Origin of the sequence: Kitasatospora sp. NPDC059646 (assembly GCF_042734615.1) — a bacterium.
Lineage (GTDB): Bacteria > Actinomycetota > Actinomycetes > Streptomycetales > Streptomycetaceae > Kitasatospora.
This window is the reverse complement of record NZ_JBHWDS010000004.1, coordinates 113,395-131,274: the sequence shown is the minus strand read 5'-3', so window position 1 is coordinate 131,274 and position 17,880 is coordinate 113,395. Positions and strand designations below refer to the sequence as shown.

Genomic DNA, 17,880 nt, shown 5'->3' with positions numbered 1-17,880 from the left:
CTTGGCATGCACGGCGACACGCGGGACCAGTCCACGGTGCCGACGGACCACACCCCTGACGGACCGTCGACCGGGGAACCCCCGGTGCCGGCCCCGCGCACCGCGGCGGCCCGCAGGCGGACGGCCGCACCGGCCGCGAAGCGCGCCGCGGGCACCCCGCGCAAGGCCGCGTCGAAACGGACCACCACCGTCAGGTCCGCGGCGGCCGCCGCACCCACTGGCAAGGCGCCCGCCGCCACCGCCTCCCCGGCGGCGAACCCCTCCGACACCCCGCCGGCCGGCCGCAAGTCCGCGGCGTCCCCGTCCGCGAAGCGCGCCGCGCCCGCCCGGCCGGCCCGTCCCACCCGCACCACGACAGAGAGCGACACCGTGATCGGCCGCATCCCCGTCCTTGACGTGACCCCGCTCGTCGACGCCGGCCGGCGTCCGGCCAAGGCCGTGGAGGGCGAACGCTTCCTGGTCTCCGCCACGGTCTTCCGGGAGGGCCACGACGCGGTGGGGGCCAACGTGGTGCTGCGCGACCCGCGCGGCCGGTCCGGCCCGTGGACGCCGATGCGCGAGCTGTCCGAGGGCAGCGACCGCTGGGGCGCGTACGTCACGCCGACCGCGCCGGGCCGCTGGTCGTACCTGGTGGAGGCGTGGAGCGACCCGGTGGCCACCTGGCGCAAGCACGCGGCGGTGAAGCTGCCGGCCGGGATCGACACCGCGCTGGTGCTGGAGGAGGGCGCCCAGTTGCTGGAGCGGGCCGCCGCCGGGGTGCCGAAGAAGGACGGCCGGGCCCAGGTGCTGGCCGCGGTGGACGCGCTGCGCGACCCCGGCCTGCCGCCGCTGAGCCGCTACGCGGCGGCGCTGGTCCCGGAGGTGACGGCGCTGCTGGCCCGCTTCCCGCTGCGCGAGCTGGTCTCCTCGACCCGCCCGCAGCCGCTCCAGGTGGACCGCAAGCGGGCGCTGTTCGGCGCCTGGTACGAGTTCTTCCCGCGCTCGGAGGGCGCGGTGGTCGACCCGAACGGGGTGGAGGCGCCGGTCTCCGGCACGTTCCGGACGGCCGCCGAGCGGCTGCCCGCGGTCGCCGCGATGGGCTTCGACGTGGTGTACCTGCCGCCGATCCACCCGATCGGCCGGGCCCATCGCAAGGGCCCGGACAACTCCCTGACGGCGGGTCCGCGGGACGTCGGCTCGCCGTGGGCGATCGGCTCCCCGGAGGGCGGGCACGACGCGGTCCACCCCGACCTGGGCACGCTGGAGGACTTCGACCACTTCGTGGCGGAGGCGGGCGCGCTGGGCCTGGAGGTGGCGCTGGACTTCGCGCTGCAGTGCTCGCCGGACCACCCGTGGGTGCACAAGCACCCGGAGTGGTTCAGCCACCGGGCGGACGGCACCATCGCGTACGCGGAGAACCCGCCGAAGAAGTACCAGGACATCTACCCCGTCAACTTCGACCAGGACTTCGACGGCATCGTCCGCGAGACGGTGCGGATCCTGCGGTTCTGGATGGGCCACGGGGTGCGGATCTTCCGCGTCGACAACCCGCACACCAAACCGGTGAACTTCTGGGAGAAGGTCCTCGCGGACATCGCCCGCACCGACCCCGACGTGCTGTTCCTGGCGGAGGCGTTCACCCGCCCGGCGATGATGCACACCCTGGGCAAGATCGGCTTCCACCAGTCCTACACGTACTTCACCTGGCGCAACACCAAGGCCGAGCTGACCGAGTACCTGACCGAGCTGGCGGGCGACGCCGCCGCGTACATGCGGCCGAACTTCTTCGCCAACACCCCGGACATCCTGCCCGAGTACCTGCAGACCGGCGGTCCGGCGGCGTTCGCGGTGCGCGCGGTGCTGGCGGCGACGCTGTCGCCGACCTTCGGCGTGTACGCGGGCTTCGAGCTGTTCGAGAACGAGCCCGCCAGGCCCGGTTCGGAGGAGTACCTGCACTCGGAGAAGTACGAGCTGCGGCCGCGCGACTGGTCCCGGCAGGACACCCTCGCGCCGCTGCTGACCGCCCTGAACCGGCTGCGCCGCCGGCACCCCGCGCTCCAGCAGCTGCGGGACCTGCGCTTCCACCCCGTCGACAACGAGCGGATCCTCGCGTTCTCCAAGACCGCCGTCACCGAGGACGGCCTGGAGGACCAGGTGATCTGCGTGGTCAACCTGGACCCGCACCACGTCCAGGAGGCCACGGTGACGCTCGACGTGCCGGGGCCGCTGACGGTGCACGACGAGCTGACCGGCGCGACGTACGCCTGGGGCCGTCACAACTACGTCCGGCTCGATCCCTCTTCCGGGCCGGCCCACCTCCTCACGGTTCGGAGGAACCCGCAGTGACAGTCAACGAGCCCGTCCCCGACACCTTCGCCGACACCCCCGCCCGGGACCGCGACCCCGAGTGGTTCAAACGCGCGGTCTTCTACGAGGTCCTGGTGCGTTCGTTCCAGGACAGCAACGGCGACGGCGTCGGTGACCTCAAGGGGCTCACCTCGCGGCTCGACTACCTCCAGTGGCTGGGTGTGGACTGCCTCTGGCTGCCCCCGTTCATGAACTCCCCCCTGCGGGACGGCGGTTACGACGTCTCGGACTACCAGTCGGTGCTCCCGGAGTTCGGCAACCTGGCCGACTTCGTGGAGTTCGTCGACGCGGCGCACGCCCGCGGCATGCGGGTGATCATCGACTTCGTGGTGAACCACACCAGCGACCAGCACGCGTGGTTCCAGGCCTCCCGCAGCGATCCGGAGGGCCCGTACGGCGACTTCTACATGTGGGCCGACGACGACAAGCAGTACCCGGACGCGCGGATCATCTTCGTCGACACCGAGACCTCCAACTGGACGTACGACCCGGTCCGCAAGCAGTACTACTGGCACCGGTTCTTCAGCCACCAGCCGGATCTGAACTACGACAATCCGCGGGTGCAGGAGGAGGTGATGGCGGCCCTGCGGTTCTGGCTGGACCTCGGCATCGACGGCTTCCGGCTGGACGCGGTGCCGTACCTGTACGCCCGGGAGGGCACCAACTGCGAGAACCTGCCGGAGACGCACGACTTCCTGCGGATGGTCCGCAAGGAGATCGACGCCAACTACCCGGACACCGTGCTGCTCGCCGAGGCCAACCAGTGGCCGGAGGACGTGGTCGACTACTTCGGCGACTTCGGCTCCGGCGGCGACGAGTGCCACATGGCGTTCCACTTCCCGGTGATGCCGCGGATCTTCATGGCGGTCCGCCGGGAGTCCCGCTACCCGGTGTCGGAGATCCTGGCGAAGACCCCGGAGATCCCGTCCGGCTGCCAGTGGGGCATCTTCCTGCGCAACCACGACGAGCTGACCCTGGAGATGGTCACCGACGAGGAGCGCGACTACATGTACGCGGAGTACGCGAAGGACCCGCGGATGCGGGCCAACGTGGGCATCCGCCGCCGGCTCTCCCCGCTGCTGGAGAACGACCGCAACCAGGTCGAGCTGTTCACCGCGCTGCTGCTCTCGCTGCCCGGCAGCCCGGTCCTGTACTACGGCGACGAGATCGGCATGGGCGACAACATCTGGCTCGGCGACCGGGACGGCGTGCGCACCCCGATGCAGTGGACGCCGGACCGCAATGCGGGTTTCTCCTCGGCCGACCCGGGCAGGCTCAGTCTGCCGCCCATCATGGATCCGGTGTACGGCTATCAGGTGACCAACGTCGAAGCGCAGCAGAGCAGTTCGAGTTCGCTGCTGCACTGGACGCGTCGCATGATCGAGATCCGCAAGCTCAACCCCGCGTTCGGCCTCGGCAGCTACACCGAGCTGCCCTCCAGCAACCCCGCGGTGCTGGCCTTCGTGCGCGAGTACGAGGGCGACCTGGTCATGTGCGTGAACAACTTCTCGCGGTTCGCGCAGCCGACCGAACTGGACCTGCGGCAGTACGGGGGGCGGTACCCGGTCGAGCTGATCGGCGGCGTGCGCTTTCCCACCATCGGCGAGTGGCCGTACCTGCTGACGCTGGCCGGCCACGGCTTCTACTGGTTCCAGCTGCGGCAGTCCCCGGCGAAGGCGGCCGGGGCGGCCTAGCGGCGGGAGCCGCCGCGCCACGCCCACGCACCGACGATCCCCCAGGCCCCGATCGGGACACCCCCTCCGTGGGCGCGCAAGCCGCGTCGCGCGCCCCCGGAGGTCTTCGCACCACCGCGTACGGAGAACAGCCCAACGGCCATCCACACGAAGGCGTGACACCGAGCCCGTGGCTCGCGTGCCGTCGCCGCCGCGCCGTCGAAATCCGGAAGAGTGAAGGGCCCGGCCACGATCCGTCGGGCAGCCGCCCGCTTCCGGGGAAAGGGAGTCATGTCCGAAACCTCCCGTTCTCGAGCCCACCTGCACCACGATCCGTCCGCCGCCCCCGGGCCGGTCGGGACGCGGGCGCCGGGGGTCCGGAGAACCGCCGCGGGAGTCAGCGAGCTGGTCCAGTCGGCCCTGCCGCTGATCGCCGACTGGCTCCCCACCCAGCGCTGGTACGCCGGCAAGGGCCGGCCGATCGCCGCGCTCGTGCCGGTGATCGGCACGCCGCTCCAGGTCGGCGACCCGGCCCTGCTGCACCTGCTGCTGCGGGTGGACCACGGCGGCGCGGCCGGCGGCCCCGGCGACGTGTACCAGCTGCTGCTGGGCATCCGCTCGGACCGGCCCGCGGCGGTCGGGCGGCCGGCGGTGCTGGGCCGGCTGACGGGCGGCACCTACGACGGCGCGGTGCTCTACGACGCGGTCCACGACCCGGAGCTGACGGGCCGCCTGCTGGAGCACCTGGCCACCGGCGACCGGTTCGGCTCGCTGTCCTTCCGCCGCACCCCCGGGCCGGGCCTGCCCGGCAACCTGCCGGGGCGGGCGTCCACCGCGGAGCAGTCCAACTCCTCGGTGATCTACGACACCGCCTTCATCCTGAAGCTGTTCCGCCGGATCAGTCCCGGGACCAACCCCGACCTGGAACTGTCCCTGGCGCTGTCCCGGGCCGGCTCGACCCGCATCCCCCGGGTCGCCGCCTGGTTCGAGTGCCGGATGGAGCGCGCCGAGCCCGCCACCCTGGGCCTGCTGCAGCGCTACCTGCCGGACGCCGAGGACGGCTGGGAGCTGGCGCTCGACCAGGTCGCCCGGCTGAAGGGCGACCCGTCGCCGGGCAACTTCGCCATCGAGGCGCACCGGCTGGGCCGGGCCACCGCCGAGGTGCACCGGGTGCTGGCCCGCTCGATGCCCACCGCCCGCCTCGACCGGCCGCGGATCGCCGAACTGGCCGGCGCGATGGCCGACCGGCTGGACTCGGCGGTCGCCGCCGTCCCCGGCCTGCTGCGCTACCGCTCCGCCCTGCGCGGCGCGTTCCAGCAGCTGACGGACGCCCACCTGGACGGGCTGCCGGTCCAGCGCATCCACGGCGACCTGCACCTCGGCCAGGCCATGCGCACCCCGCAGGGCTGGGTGCTGCTGGACTTCGAGGGCGAGCCGGCCAAGCCGCTGGCCGAACGCCGGCTGCCGCAGCCCGCGCTGCGCGACGTCGCCGCGATGCTCCGCTCCTTCGACTACGCGGCCGCCCACCTGCTGGCCGGCTCCCCCGCCCAGGACCCGCACCTGGCCCACCTGGCCGCCGCCTGGGCGGCCCGCAACCGGGCCGCGTACTGCGCCGGCTACACGGCCGGCGGCGGTGCCGACCCGTCCGCGTCGCCGGAGCTGATGCGCGCCCTGGAGATCGACAAGGCCGTGTACGAGGTGGTGTACGAGGCGCGGCACCGGCCGGGCTGGCTGCCGATCCCGCTGGCCGCGATCAACCGCCTGGCCGACTCCGTCTGACCGGCCGCCCGGCCGTCCGGCCGGGCGGCCCGCTCTCCCGGCACCGAACCCGTCCCCGTCCGCAGGAATCCTGGAGGCCTCCGCCGTGACCCCGCTCGGTCCGCTCGACCCGTCCCTTCCGGCCGACCGCCCGTCGGCCGTACCGGCCACCTTCCGGAACGGCGAGCGCGCCAGGGGGGCCGGAGGCGCGTCCCCGGCCAGGCCCGCGCGGGCGCAGGGCGCGACGCCCGGGCCCGTGGCCGCCCCGAAGTCCGGGAAGTCCGGGAAGCCGGGGGGTGCGGCCAGGGCCGGCCGGGCCGAGCGGGCGGCGAAGCCCCGTGCGGCGGCGCCGGTGCGGCTCGTCCCGGGCTCGGCACTGCGGCTGCCCGAGGCGCCGCTGCCGCCCGCCGAGGTGGACCGCCTGGTGTCCGGCGCGCACCACGACCCGCACGCCCTGCTGGGTGCGCACGCGCTGCCGTCGGGCACCGCGATCCGGGTGCTGCGCCCGTTCGCGGAGCGGGTGGTGGTGGAGACCGCCCTCGGCCCGGCGGAGCTGACGCACCAGCAGGCGGGCCTGTTCACGGGCCTGTTGACCGGCCAGCGGTTCCCGGCCTACACGCTGAGGGTCACGTACCCGGGCGGGGAGCCGCTGGAGCAGCACGACGGCTACCGGTTCGCCCCGACGCTCGGCGAACTGGACCTGCACCTGATCTCGGAGGGCCGGCACGAGCAGCTGTGGCACGCGCTCGGCTCGCACGTGCGCACCGTGGAGGGGGTGGCCGGCACCTCGTTCGCGGTGTGGGCGCCGAACGCGGTCGGGGTGCGGCTGATCGGCTCGTTCAACCACTGGGACGGCACCGCGCACCCGATGCGCTCGCTGGGCTCGTCCGGCGTGTGGGAGCTGTTCGTGCCGGGCCTCGGCGAGGGCGAGCAGTACAAGTACCAGATCCTGACCCGCAGCGGCCGGGTGGTGGAGAAGGCCGACCCGCTGGCCCGGGCCGCGCAGTGCCCGCCGGACACCGCCTCGGTGGTGACGGTCTCCCGGCACGAGTGGCAGGACGCCGAGTGGATGGCGGCCCGGGCGCAGACCGTCCACCACCGCGCCCCGATGTCGGTCTACGAGCTGCACCTCGCCTCCTGGCGCCCCGATCTGACCTCGTACCGGCAGATCGCCGAGGTGCTGCCCGGCTACCTGAAGGAACTGGGCTTCACCCACGTCGAGTTCATGCCGGTGATGGAGCATCCGTTCGGCGGCTCCTGGGGCTACCAGGTGTCCGGCTTCTACGCGCCGACGGCCCGGCTCGGCAGCCCCGACGACTTCCGGTACCTGGTCGACACGCTGCACCGGAGCGGCATCGGCGTGCTGGTGGACTGGGTGCCCGCGCACTTCCCGAAGGACGACTTCGCGCTGGCCCGCTTCGACGGCGAGCCGCTGTACGAGCCGGCCGATCCGCAGCGCGCCGAGCACCCCGACTGGGGGACGCTGGAGTTCGACTACGGCCGCACCGAGGTCCGCAACTTCCTGGTCGCCAACGCGGTGTACTGGTGCGAGGAGTTCCACGTCGACGGCCTGCGGGTGGACGCGGTCGCCTCGATGCTCTACCTCGACTACTCCCGCGAGGGCGGCGGTTGGACGCCGAACCGGTTCGGCGGGCGGGAGAACCTGGACGCGGCGTCGTTCCTCCAGGAGATGAACGCCACCGTGTACCGGCGCTGCCCGGGCGTGCTGACGGTCGCCGAGGAGTCCACCGCCTGGGACGGCGTCACCCGGCCCACCGACTCCGGGGGCCTGGGCTTCGGCCTGAAGTGGAACATGGGCTGGATGCACGACTCGCTGGTCTACATGTCCAAGGAGCCGGTGCACCGCAAGTACCACCACAACGAGATGACCTTCTCGATGGTGTACGCGTACTCGGAGAACTACATCCTGCCGATCTCGCACGACGAGGTGGTGCACGGCAAGCAGGCGCTGGTCTCCAAGATGCCCGGCGACTGGTGGCAGCAGCGCGCCAACCACCGCGCCTACCTGGGCTTCATGTGGGCCCACCCGGGCAAGCAACTGCTGTTCATGGGCCAGGAGTTCGCCCAGGGCGCGGAGTGGGACCACGAGCACGGCCCGCAGTGGTGGGTGCTCGACGAGGCGTGGGCGGCGCACCAGGACCACCGGGGCGTGCAGCGCCTGGTCGGCGACCTCAACCGGGTCTACCGCGACACCCCGGCGCTGTACGAGCAGGACACCGTGCCGGCCGGCTTCCGCTGGCTGGACGGCGGCGCGGCCGAGGACAACGCGCTGTCCTTCGTCCGGTTCGCCGCCGACGGCAGCCCGCTGGTGGCGGTCTCCAACTTCTCCCCGGTGGTCCGGCACGGCTTCCGGGTGGGCCTGCCCCGGCTGGAGGGCCGCGACCAGCTGTGGGAGGAGGTGCTGAACACCGACGCGGTCCGGTACGGCGGCAGCGGCGTCGCCAACTCGCGTCCGGTGAAGGCGGAGGGCTCCGAGTGGAACGGCCAGCCCCGCTCGGCCGAGCTGGTGCTGCCGCCGCTGGCCACCGTCTGGCTGCGTCCGGTCCGTTGACGGCCTGACGGCCCGTCGGATCGCACACCGAGGACCTCCGGCCCCCCGACCGGCCCTAACGGCAGTGCCGCAACCCGGTCCGAATGTCGTACGAAGGTATGGTCAAGATGACCGCAGCCTGAGACAGACGGACGGGGAGCTCCACCGTGGCGAGCAGCGTGTACGTGACCGGGATCGACCGGGGGGACGGCCGGCAGGCCGTGGAACTCGGGGTCATGGAACTGCTCACCCGCCAGGTGGACCGGGTCGGGGTGTTCCGCCCCCTGGTGCACACCCCGGACGGCGGCCGCTCCACCACCGACCACGTGGTGGAGCTGCTGCGCACCCGCTACCGCCTCGACCTGCCCGTCTCCGAGCTGTACGGGCTGACCTACGACGAGGCGGCCGCCCTCCAGGCCGCCCGCGGCCAGGACGAACTGGTCTCCCAACTGGTCGACCGGTTCCACCAGTTGGAGCGGCGCTGCCAGGCGGTGCTGGTGCTCGGCACCGACTTCTCGGGCACCAACATCCCGGACGAACTGGCCTTCAACGCGCGGCTGGCGAACGAGTTCGGGGCGAGCGTGCTCCCGGTGGTCGGCGGCCGCCAGGACGACCCGCAGGCGGTGGTGGCGGAGGTCCGCAACGCCCACCGCGCGTACCGGGACCTGGGCTGCTCGATCCTGGCGATGATCGCCAACCGGGTGGCGCCGGGCGCCAAGCAGCAGGTGCAGCGGGCCCTGACCGAGAAGCTGCCGGTGCCGGTCTACGTGATCCCGGAGGAGCCGGCGCTCGCCGCGCCGACCGTCGCGCAGCTGGTCGAGGCGACCGGCGCGCAGGTGCTGCTGGGCGATGCGGCGGGCCTGTCCCGGGACGTGCGGGGCTTCGTGTTCGGCGGGGCGATGCTGCCGACCTTCCTGAACGCGCTGACCGAGGGCGCGCTGGTGGTGACCCCCGGCGACCGGGCCGACCTGCTGATCGGCTCGCTGGCGGCGCACGCCGCCGGCGCCCCGCCGATCGCCGGCGTGCTGCTGACGCTCGGTCAGCACCCGGGCCCGGACGTGATGGCGCTGGCCTCCCGGCTGGCGCCCGGCACCCCGGTCGCCGAGGTGACCGAGGGCTCCTGGCTGACCGCCGCGGCGCTCACCCACCTGGAGGGCCGGATCGGCCCCGACAACCCGCGGAAGGCCGAGATCGCCCTCGGCCTGTTCGAACTGCACGTCGACACCGCCGAGTTGACCAGCCGGATCGAGCTCAGCCGCTCCGAGCGGGTCACCCCGATGATGTTCGAGCACGCCCTGCTGGAGCGGGCCCGCGCCGAGCGCCGCCACATCGTGCTGCCGGAGGGCGCCGAGGACCGCGTGCTGCGCGCCGCCGAGGTGCTGCTGCGCCGCAACATCTGCGACCTGACCCTGCTCGGCGAGCCGGAGGCCGTGCACCGCCGGGCCGCCGCGCTGGGCATCGAGTTCCCGCCGGCCGACGGGTCCGGCGCCCGGGTGCGGATCGTCGACCCGGCGACCAGCCCGCTGCGCCAGCGCTTCGCCGAGCTGTACGCGAAGGCCCGCGCGCACAAGGGCATGACGATCGAGCGGGCCCTCGACGTGGTCACCGACGTCTCGTACTTCGGCACCCTGATGGTGCAGGAGGGCATCGCGGACGGCATGGTGTCCGGCGCGGTGCACTCGACGGCGGCGACCATCCGCCCCGCGTTCGAGGTGATCAAGACCTCGCCGGGCGCGGCGATCGTCTCCTCGGTGTTCTTCATGTGCCTGGCCGACAAGGTGCTGGTGTACGGCGACTGCGCGGTCAACCCGGACCCGGACGCCCAGCAGCTGGCCGACATCGCGATCCAGTCCGCCGAAACGGCGGCCCAGTTCGGGGTGGAGCCGCGGGTGGCGATGCTGTCCTACTCGACCGGCACCTCCGGCTCCGGCGCGGACGTGGACAAGGTCCGCAGGGCCACCGAGCTGGTCCGCGCGCTGCGGCCCGACCTGCTGGTGGAGGGGCCGATCCAGTACGACGCGGCGGTGGACGCGCACGTCGCGGCGACCAAGCTGCCGGGCTCGCCGGTGGCCGGCCGGGCCACCGTGCTGATCTTCCCGGACCTGAACACCGGCAACAACACCTACAAGGCGGTGCAGCGCTCGGCCGGCGCGATCGCGGTCGGCCCGGTGCTGCAGGGCCTGAACAAGCCGGTGAACGACCTGTCCCGGGGCGCCCTGGTCGAGGACATCGTCAACACCGTGGCGATCACCGCGATCCAGTCCCAGACCCAGTCCGCCGACGGAGGCGCGAAGTGACCACCGGTACCCGTGTCCTGGTGCTGAACGCCGGGTCGTCCTCGGTGAAGTACCAGCTGATCGACATGCTGGACGGCTCCCGGCTGGCCTCCGGCCTGGTGGAGCGGATCGGCGAGCCCGCCGGCCGGCTGCTGCACCTGCCGCTGACCGGCGAACCGCGCGAGACGGTGCGGCGGTTCGCCGACCACGACGGGGCGCTGCACGCCGTCGCCGAGGAGCTGGCCGCCGACCTGATGGGCCTGGACTCGCCCGAGCTCGCGGCCATCGGCCACCGGGTGGTGCACGGCGGGCTGCGCTTCACCCGGCCGACGCTGATCACCGACGCGGTCGTCGCGGAGATCCGCCGGCTGATCCCGGTGGCGCCGCTGCACAACCCGGCCAACATCACCGGCATCGAGGTGGCCCGCTCGATCCGCCCCGACCTGCCGCAGGTCGCGGTCTTCGACACCGCGTTCCACGCCACCCTGCCCGAGCACGCGGCCCGGTACGCGATCGACCGGAAGACCGCCGACGAGCACCGGGTGCGCCGCTACGGCTTCCACGGCACCTCGCACCAGTACGTCTCCCGGGCCACCGCCCGCCTGCTGGGCCGCGACCCGGCCGAGGTGAACGTGATCGTGCTGCACCTGGGCAACGGCGCCTCGGCGTCGGCGGTGGCCGGCGGGGTGTGCGTGGAGACCTCGATGGGCCTGACCCCGCTGGAGGGCCTGGTGATGGGCACCCGTTCCGGTGACGTCGACCCGGGCCTGGTGTTCCACCTGCACCGGGTGGGCGGCCTGACGATCGATCAGATCGACGACCTGCTGAACCGCCGCAGCGGCCTGCTCGGCCTGTGCGGCGACAACGACATGCGCGAGGTGGTGCGCCGGGCCACCGGAGGGGCGGCGCGGAGCGCCTCGAACGAGGGAGGCGAGGAGCGCCGGGAGGGCGTGGACGAGGACGCCAAGTTGGCCTTCGACTCGTACGTGCACCGGATCCGCCGCTACCTGGGCGGGTACTACGCGGTGCTCGGGCGGGTGGACGCGGTGGCGTTCACCGCGGGTGTCGGGGAGAACTCCGTGGAGGTCCGGGCCGCGGTCTGTGCCAATCTGGAGGAACTGGGAATTTCGGTGGATCCCGACCTGAACGCGGTGCACTCGCGGCAGGCCCGGGTGATCTCGCCGTCCTACGGCCGGGTGACCGTCGCCGTGGTGCCCACCGACGAGGAACTGGAGATCGCCCAGCAGACGTTCGCGCTGGTCCACGAGGTGTAGGCCCGGCGCGGGATGACTACCCGTCAGTATCCCACCCCTCGGAATGTTCGTTGGCGATATCTGACGATTCGAGCTGAATGCACCGATAACACGAACGGATAGACTGACGGATATGCGCCGAGCGAAAATTGTCTGCACCCTGGGTCCTGCCACGGACTCCTACGAACAGCTGAAGGCCATCGTCGAAGCGGGCATGAACGTCGCCCGACTGAACATGAGCCACGGCTCCCACGCCGAGCACGAGGACCGGTACCGCCGGGTCCGCCAGGTGTCGGAGGACACCGGCCGCACCATCGGCGTGCTGGCCGACCTGCAGGGCCCCAAGATCCGTCTGGCGACCTTCGCCAACGGCCCGGTGACCGTTGACAACGGCGACACGTTCACCATCACCACCGAGGACGTCCCCGGTGACCAGCACATCTGCGGCACCACCTACAAGGGCCTGCCGGGCGACGTGAAGCCCGGCGACCCGATCCTGATCAACGACGGCGTCATCGCCCTGGAGGTCGTCAGCGTCGACGGCCCGCGGGTGAAGACCGTGGTGGTCGAGGGCGGTGTGCTCTCCAACAACAAGGGCATCAACCTGCCCGGCGCGGCCGTCAACGTGCCCGCCCTGTCCGAGAAGGACAAGGAGGACCTGCGCTTCGCCCTCCAGCTGGGCGTCGACATGGTCGCGCTGTCCTTCGTCCGCAACGCCGCGGACATCGACGACGTCCACAAGGTCATGGACGAGGTCGGCATTCGTGTGCCGGTCATCGCCAAGATCGAGAAGCCGCAGGCCGTCGAGGCGATGGAGGAGATCGTCCTCGCCTTCGACGCGATCATGGTGGCCCGCGGCGACCTGGCGGTCGAGTACCCGCTGGAGAAGGTCCCGCTGGTGCAGAAGCGCCTGGTCACCCTGGCCCGCCGGAACGCGAAGCCGGTCATCGTCGCCACCCAGATGATGGAGTCGATGATCCACGCCTCGCGCCCGACCCGCGCCGAGGTCTCCGACGTCGCCAACGCGATCCTGGACGGCGCGGACGCGGTCATGCTGTCCGCCGAGTCCAGCGTCGGCAAGTACCCGGTCGAGACCGTCAAGACCATGAGCAAGATCGCCGAGAAGGCCGAGGAGGAGCTGCTCTCGCAGGGTCTCCAGCCGCTCAACCCGGGCCGCAAGCCGCGCACCCAGGGCGGTTCGGTCGCCCGCGCCGCCACCGAGCTGGGCGACTTCCTCGACGGCAAGGCGCTGATCGCGTTCACCAAGTCCGGTGACACCGCCCGCCGGCTGTCCCGCTACCGCTCGCCGATCCCGGTGATCGCCTTCACCCCGGACGTCGCCACCCGCAACCAGCTCTCGCTGAGCTGGGGCGTCGAGGCGTACGTCACCGAGCAGGTGGCCACCACGGACGCGATGGTCGAGCAGGTCGACAGCGAGCTGCTGAAGATGGGCCGCCTCGCCGAGGGCGACACCGTGATCGTCACCGCCGGCGTGCCGGTCGGCATCCCCGGCACCACCAACATGGTCCAGGTCCACCACCTGGGCACCCGCGGCGGCCGCTGAGCCGGCCGGAGGAACCAGCAGGGGCGGGACCCGATGTGCTCGGGTCCCGCCCCTGCGGCGTTCGCGCGACGTCTGTGACGGCGGGTCAGCCGTCGTACGGCTCCTTGTCGTTGAACAGCCGCATGCCCGGGATGGTCAGGTCGCCGCCGAACTGGCCGGCCTGCACCGCCTTGGCGTCGGTGAGGGTCAGGTCCAGCGGGATCGGCACCGCGCCCAGCAGGTCCCACAGCCACTTCGGCAGGGTGTCCGGGGTCAGCGTGATCGGGCCCAGGTCGATGGGTATCGGCAGGCCGTAGACGGCCGCCAGGTGCCCGGACAGGCTCTCCACGTACATGGTGATCGGGCCGTTGCGCATGGTGGAGGTCGATCCCTGACGGCTCTTCACGTGGAAGGTCAGACCGGGGATCTGGATGGTCGACATGTCGAGGTTCTCGATGTCGACGCTGTCGGTGGTGAACTTCAGCACCCGCTTGGTGCCGCTCTCCGTGGTGACGTCGTAGACGCCGTTGAACACCGAGCCGTGCAGCGCCAGCCGGGTCGAGTGCAGCACCCAGTTCTGGTCCGGCACCACGTGCCCGCTCGGCGCGGCCTTCGCCGCCAGGCCCCTGGTGCTCACCAGGCAGTTCGGGTCGTCGGACGCCGGGGCGGACGGCGCCGTCGTCGGCGCCCCGGTCGACGGGGCCTTCGTGCCGCCGCCGGCCGCGGGCGCGGACGGACCGGCCGTCCCCTGCGGCGTGCCGGGCGTCGAGGGCCCGGCGGTGGCACCGCCGCCCGCCGACGGGCTGGGGGTCGCGGACGGCTTCGCGGTCGGGCTCGGCGTGGCGGGCGCGGAGGACGCGGCCTTCGGCGTGGGCGACGGGGAGGCGCTCGCGGCGGCCCCCGGGTGGATCAGGTTGTTCCACCAGTCGTCGATCACCCCGGCCTGCTGCACGCCGCCGCCCGCCGCGCCGGTGTTCGGCGTCACGTAGGTGGCGGGCTGCACGGCGGCCGGGCCGGTGAACACCGCGGGCACCGCGGCGGCGCTGCCCGCGGGGGCCTGCCCGGACTGGACGGCCGCCGCCTGGCCGACCGAGGAGTCCGGCAGCACCTTGATCTCGCTCTTCGGGACCGGCGTCTCCTTGAGCACGGTGTCCGGGCTGCTCGCGCAACTGCCGGACTGCGGGTCCGCGGCGACGGCCAGGGTCGGCGTGTACGCGGCGCCGACCAGCAGCGCGGTCGGCACGGCGGCGATCGCCAGCGCCCGTCCGCGCAGCCGGGACCGAATGCCTTCACGTGGCACTGCGTGCCGCGGACCGGGCTCCGCCGGCTTCTCGGCGTCCGTCACGGCCGCTCCCCCTCCGGCTCGGCCGCCGGTGCGGCGCCGTACTCCAGCGGCTGCTCGGCGGCGGCCTGCGCGGGCAGCGGCGCGGTCGGCGCAGCCTGCTCGGCGACGGTCGCCTCCGCGGTCTCCGGGCCGGCGGCCGGGAGCGGCTGCAGCGGCGCCCAGGAGACCAGCAGGCCGCCGGCGATCAGGCCGGGGACCAGGCCCATGCCGAAGCCGCCCAGGTTGGAGACCGGGATGGAGATCAGCGCCAGGATGGTGGTCGCCACTCCGCAGAAGATCCGCACCAGCGGCTGGAACCACGCGGTCAGGCCGAGCACGATCAGCAGGATGCCGATGATCATCGAGCCGGCGCCCGCGGTGGTGGACATCGCCACCGTCAGACCGCCCAGGCTGAGGTGGGCGTACGGGAAGTAGAGGATCGGGAGGCCGGCGATCATGGCCAGCAGGCCACCCCAGAACGGCCGGGTGCGCCGCCAGGCGCGGAACCCTCGCCGACCTCGGCTGGCCAAGCCGGCCGGGCCCTCGGGCCAGGCCTCGACGGTTGCGCTGGACATGGTGCGACTCCTCGATGGTGGGTCCGAGGGGAAATACGGATGGCCCCGGGTGTGCCGGGGTGCGGCCCGAGGGAGCGGCGGCGTGCCGCCCCCTCGAACCGGTGGTCCGCGGTCGGGCCCGTCACCGACGGGCCGTCAGCAGCGGACTAGTAGCACTCGTTGGCGCCCTGGGTGATGTTCAGCTTCAGGCCCGGGAGCGTGAAGGTGCCGGCCGAGGTGGCGTACGCGGTCTGCTGGACCTTGGACAGCTCGGCGGTCTTGGCGGACTGCGCGAAGCCCTGCGCGCCGGTCGGCAGCGAGCCGCCGTCGGCCTTCAGCTTGTCGATCGCGGAGCCCTGCAGGGTGCTGGCGTCCTGGCCGATGTTGATGTTGCCGAACTTGGCGTCGGCGTTCAGCTGGTTCAGGTCGATCAGCAGCTGCTGGGCGTCGACCGGGTTCTTCGCGTCCTGGCCGGCCTTGAGGACCAGGGTCCACTTGCCGAGCGGGCCGAGGTCGGTGACGACCGACTGGCACAGGTTCTGCAGGGTGGCGTGGTCGAACGCCGAGATGGCGACCGGGTGCGGGGTCTTGTTGGCCTCCATGTCGACGCCGCCGAACTGCGAGAAGCCCTCGCCCTTCAGCTGGTCGACGGTGACCTTGAACTGCTGGCCGGAGACCGAGAACGAGGCCGCCAGCGCGGAGTTGGCCAGGGAGACGCCGATCGCGGCGGTGGCCGCGACGCTGGGCACCATCACCAGGGCGAAGCGCTTCCAGCGGGTCTTGCCGTAAGACGTGGACATGCGAGTCCTCCTTCTAGGACGTACATCTCCGGCCGTTCCGGTGCGTCCCGCACAGGGTTCGGCCCGGGATGGGAGAGAGCTACGTCCTCGGTAGCGGAGAGCGCCGGGAGCCGTGGGGACGGCGTACGGCGATCACCCCCGAGCGACAACCGTGCGAGCGCGCGGGCTGCGCGACCGCCGAGGCCAGGAACCGCCGCGTGGGATCTGCGGTTTACCCCCCTGCCCTCACCCGGTGGGGACCCTCGTTGCGGAGGGACCGGGCGTCGCCGATCGTGCTCGAATACCGGGCCGAGCACAAGGGGTGCGTTACTGACGGGTAATCCAACAGTGAACGCCTTCGCTCAAGGGATCGAACGGCGGACTGCGGAGAGTGACGAAAAAGCGGGACGGTCGAGCGCGCGACCCCCGCAAATACCAAGGAAACACCCCTCCCTCGTCACGCAGCGCGACGAAGAAGGGGTGTTATCAAGATTTGGTAAACCTACCCGGTTTACCCACGAAAGTCGTCAAATCCCCGACGACACCGCAGGTCACCCAACGTGACACCCAGTGCCGTCAGAACAGCACCCGGGCCAGCGCCTGGCGGGCCGCCACGGTGCGCGGGTCCTCCGGGCCGATCACCTCGAAGAGCTCCAGCAGCCGCAGCCGCGCGGTGTCCCGGTCGTCGCCGAAGGTCTTCGCCACGGTGTCGACCAGGCGGCCGAAGGCGTCCTCGACGTGACCGCCGACCAGGTCCAGGTCGGCCGCCCGCAGCTGGGCGGGCACGTCCTTCGGGTCGGCCGCGGCGTCGGCCCGCACCTGCTGCGGGTCGAGCTTCTCCACCCGCTGCAGCAGCTGGGCCTGGGCCAGGCCCAGCTTCGCCTCGACGTGGCCGGGCCGGTCGCTCAGCACGTTCTGGTACGCCTGTACCGCGCCGCCCAGGTCGCCCCGGTCCAGCGCCTCGTGCGCGGCCTCCAGCGCCGGGTCCACCGGCACCCGCGGGGCCGCCGGAGCCTCCGCGCCGCCCGCGGCGACGCCGACGATGCCGAAGCGCTGCTCGGCGACCGCGATCAGCTGGTCCAGCACCTTGCGGACGTTCGACTCGTTCTCGGCGCCCTGGAACAGCGGGACCAGCTGGCCCGCGACCACGGCCATCACGGCCGGGATGCCCTGGATGCCGAACTGCTGGGCGATCAGCGGGTTGGCGTCCACGTCGATCTTGGCGAGCACGATCCGGCCCGCGTACTCCTCGGCGAGGCGTTCGAGGATCGGACTGAGCTGCTTGCACGGGCCGCACCACTCGGCCCAGAAGTCCACCACCACGGGGACCTCGGCCGAGCGCTGGACCACCTCCGACTCGAAGGTGTCCTCGGTGACGTCCAGCACCAGGGGGTAGTCCGCGAGCGCCGGGCCGTCGCCCGCCGCCGCCTGCCGGGCCCGCTCGGCCCGGGTCTGCTCCGCCTTCTGGGCGGCCTCTCCGGCCGCCTTCACCGCGGCGAGGTCCACCGCACCGCGCAGGGCGGAGCTGTTGAGACGCGAATTCCGTGACTGCATGGCTCTATCCTCCCCCGCCGGAGCCGGTACCGGACGCCATCCGCCCGGAAATGCCGAAAGCCGGCCGCCCGCCTCCCCCGGCGGAGCCCGACCCTCCGCGGTGCGGATCCCCATCCGCACCGCGCGCCCGCCCGATCCCATGGGGCAGGGCGCGTTGGTTGTCGCTCTTTCGCTACTGGTCGTAGCGTATCTGCCCCCCGTGCTCCCCCCGCAAGCCCCAACCGCCCTCCGGAAGCGTGAGCTGCCCCACTTTCGAACCCGGGGCGGGT

11 protein-coding genes are annotated in these 17,880 nt (G+C 72.5%); 7 read left to right on the top strand and 4 right to left on the bottom strand.

Going from position 1 to position 17,880, the window contains the following annotated elements; all coding sequences use genetic code 11:
* Window positions 1-369: 369 nt before the first annotated feature.
* From ACFV1L_RS04175 to pyk, 7 genes are all read left to right on the top strand, one after another.
* Window positions 370-2,325 (top strand): alpha-1,4-glucan--maltose-1-phosphate maltosyltransferase, encoded by a 1,956-nt coding sequence (locus ACFV1L_RS04175; RefSeq protein WP_380362806.1) that lies wholly within the window; start codon window positions 370-372, stop codon window positions 2,323-2,325.
* Window positions 2,322-4,040 (top strand): maltose alpha-D-glucosyltransferase, encoded by a 1,719-nt coding sequence (gene treS / locus ACFV1L_RS04170; RefSeq protein ID WP_380362683.1) that lies wholly within the window; start codon window positions 2,322-2,324, stop codon window positions 4,038-4,040. Before ACFV1L_RS04175 ends, treS begins: the two co-directional genes overlap by 4 nt.
* Before the next feature lie 270 nt (window positions 4,041-4,310).
* The gene (locus ACFV1L_RS04165; RefSeq protein WP_380362681.1) at window positions 4,311-5,798 is read left to right on the top strand and encodes a maltokinase; all 1,488 of its coding nucleotides are present in this window, start codon (window positions 4,311-4,313) and stop codon (window positions 5,796-5,798) included.
* An 85-nt stretch (window positions 5,799-5,883) separates the two neighbouring features.
* Window positions 5,884-8,349 carry a 1,4-alpha-glucan branching enzyme gene (gene glgB / locus ACFV1L_RS04160; RefSeq protein WP_380362679.1) on the top strand — a complete coding sequence of 822 codons (2,466 nt, stop codon included), beginning with the start codon at window positions 5,884-5,886 and terminating at the stop codon, window positions 8,347-8,349.
* Between the two features lie 146 nt (window positions 8,350-8,495).
* Window positions 8,496-10,625: a phosphate acetyltransferase gene (gene pta, locus ACFV1L_RS04155; RefSeq protein ID WP_380362677.1), complete on the top strand. Its 2,130-nt coding sequence runs from the start codon at window positions 8,496-8,498 to the stop codon at window positions 10,623-10,625.
* Window positions 10,622-11,878, top strand: a complete 1,257-nt coding sequence (locus ACFV1L_RS04150) for an acetate kinase (RefSeq protein WP_380362675.1) — start codon at window positions 10,622-10,624, stop codon at window positions 11,876-11,878. Before pta ends, ACFV1L_RS04150 begins: the two co-directional genes overlap by 4 nt.
* Window positions 11,879-11,990: 112 nt before the next feature.
* Window positions 11,991-13,421 carry a pyruvate kinase gene (gene pyk / locus ACFV1L_RS04145; RefSeq protein ID WP_380362673.1) on the top strand — a complete coding sequence of 477 codons (1,431 nt, stop codon included), beginning with the start codon at window positions 11,991-11,993 and terminating at the stop codon, window positions 13,419-13,421.
* A gap of 85 nt (window positions 13,422-13,506) precedes the next feature.
* Here the strand turns inward: pyk and ACFV1L_RS04140 are convergent, their stop codons facing one another.
* The 4 genes from ACFV1L_RS04140 to ACFV1L_RS04125 all read right to left on the bottom strand — a co-directional run bounded on the left by ACFV1L_RS04140 (window position 13,507) and on the right by ACFV1L_RS04125 (window position 17,611).
* Window positions 13,507-14,745 (bottom strand): hypothetical protein, encoded by a 1,239-nt coding sequence (locus tag ACFV1L_RS04140; protein WP_380362672.1) that lies wholly within the window; start codon window positions 14,743-14,745, stop codon window positions 13,507-13,509.
* Window positions 14,742-15,299 (bottom strand): DUF6114 domain-containing protein, encoded by a 558-nt coding sequence (locus ACFV1L_RS04135; RefSeq protein WP_380362671.1) that lies wholly within the window; start codon window positions 15,297-15,299, stop codon window positions 14,742-14,744. Before ACFV1L_RS04135 ends, ACFV1L_RS04140 begins: the two co-directional genes overlap by 4 nt.
* A 146-nt stretch (window positions 15,300-15,445) precedes the next feature.
* Window positions 15,446-16,078 carry a DUF6230 family protein gene (locus ACFV1L_RS04130; RefSeq protein WP_380362669.1) on the bottom strand — a complete coding sequence of 211 codons (633 nt, stop codon included), beginning with the start codon at window positions 16,076-16,078 and terminating at the stop codon, window positions 15,446-15,448.
* Window positions 16,079-16,633: 555 nt separating this feature from the next.
* Window positions 16,634-17,611, bottom strand: a complete 978-nt coding sequence (locus ACFV1L_RS04125; RefSeq protein WP_380362667.1) for a tetratricopeptide repeat protein — start codon at window positions 17,609-17,611, stop codon at window positions 16,634-16,636.
* Between the last annotated feature and the right edge of the window lie 269 nt (window positions 17,612-17,880).

What these genes read in the sequence shown, in the direction of transcription:
- ACFV1L_RS04165 (WP_380362681.1), top strand. Translation starts at nt 4,311, where the DNA reads ATGTCCGAAACCTCCCGTTCTCGAGCCCACCTGCACCACGATCCGTCC.
- pyk (WP_380362673.1), top strand. Translation starts at nt 11,991, where the DNA reads ATGCGCCGAGCGAAAATTGTCTGCACCCTGGGTCCTGCCACGGACTCC.
- ACFV1L_RS04135 (WP_380362671.1), bottom strand. Translation starts at nt 15,299, where the DNA reads ATGTCCAGCGCAACCGTCGAGGCCTGGCCCGAGGGCCCGGCCGGCTTG.
- ACFV1L_RS04130 (WP_380362669.1), bottom strand. Translation starts at nt 16,078, where the DNA reads ATGTCCACGTCTTACGGCAAGACCCGCTGGAAGCGCTTCGCCCTGGTG.
- ACFV1L_RS04125 (WP_380362667.1), bottom strand. Translation starts at nt 17,611, where the DNA reads ATGCAGTCACGGAATTCGCGTCTCAACAGCTCCGCCCTGCGCGGTGCG.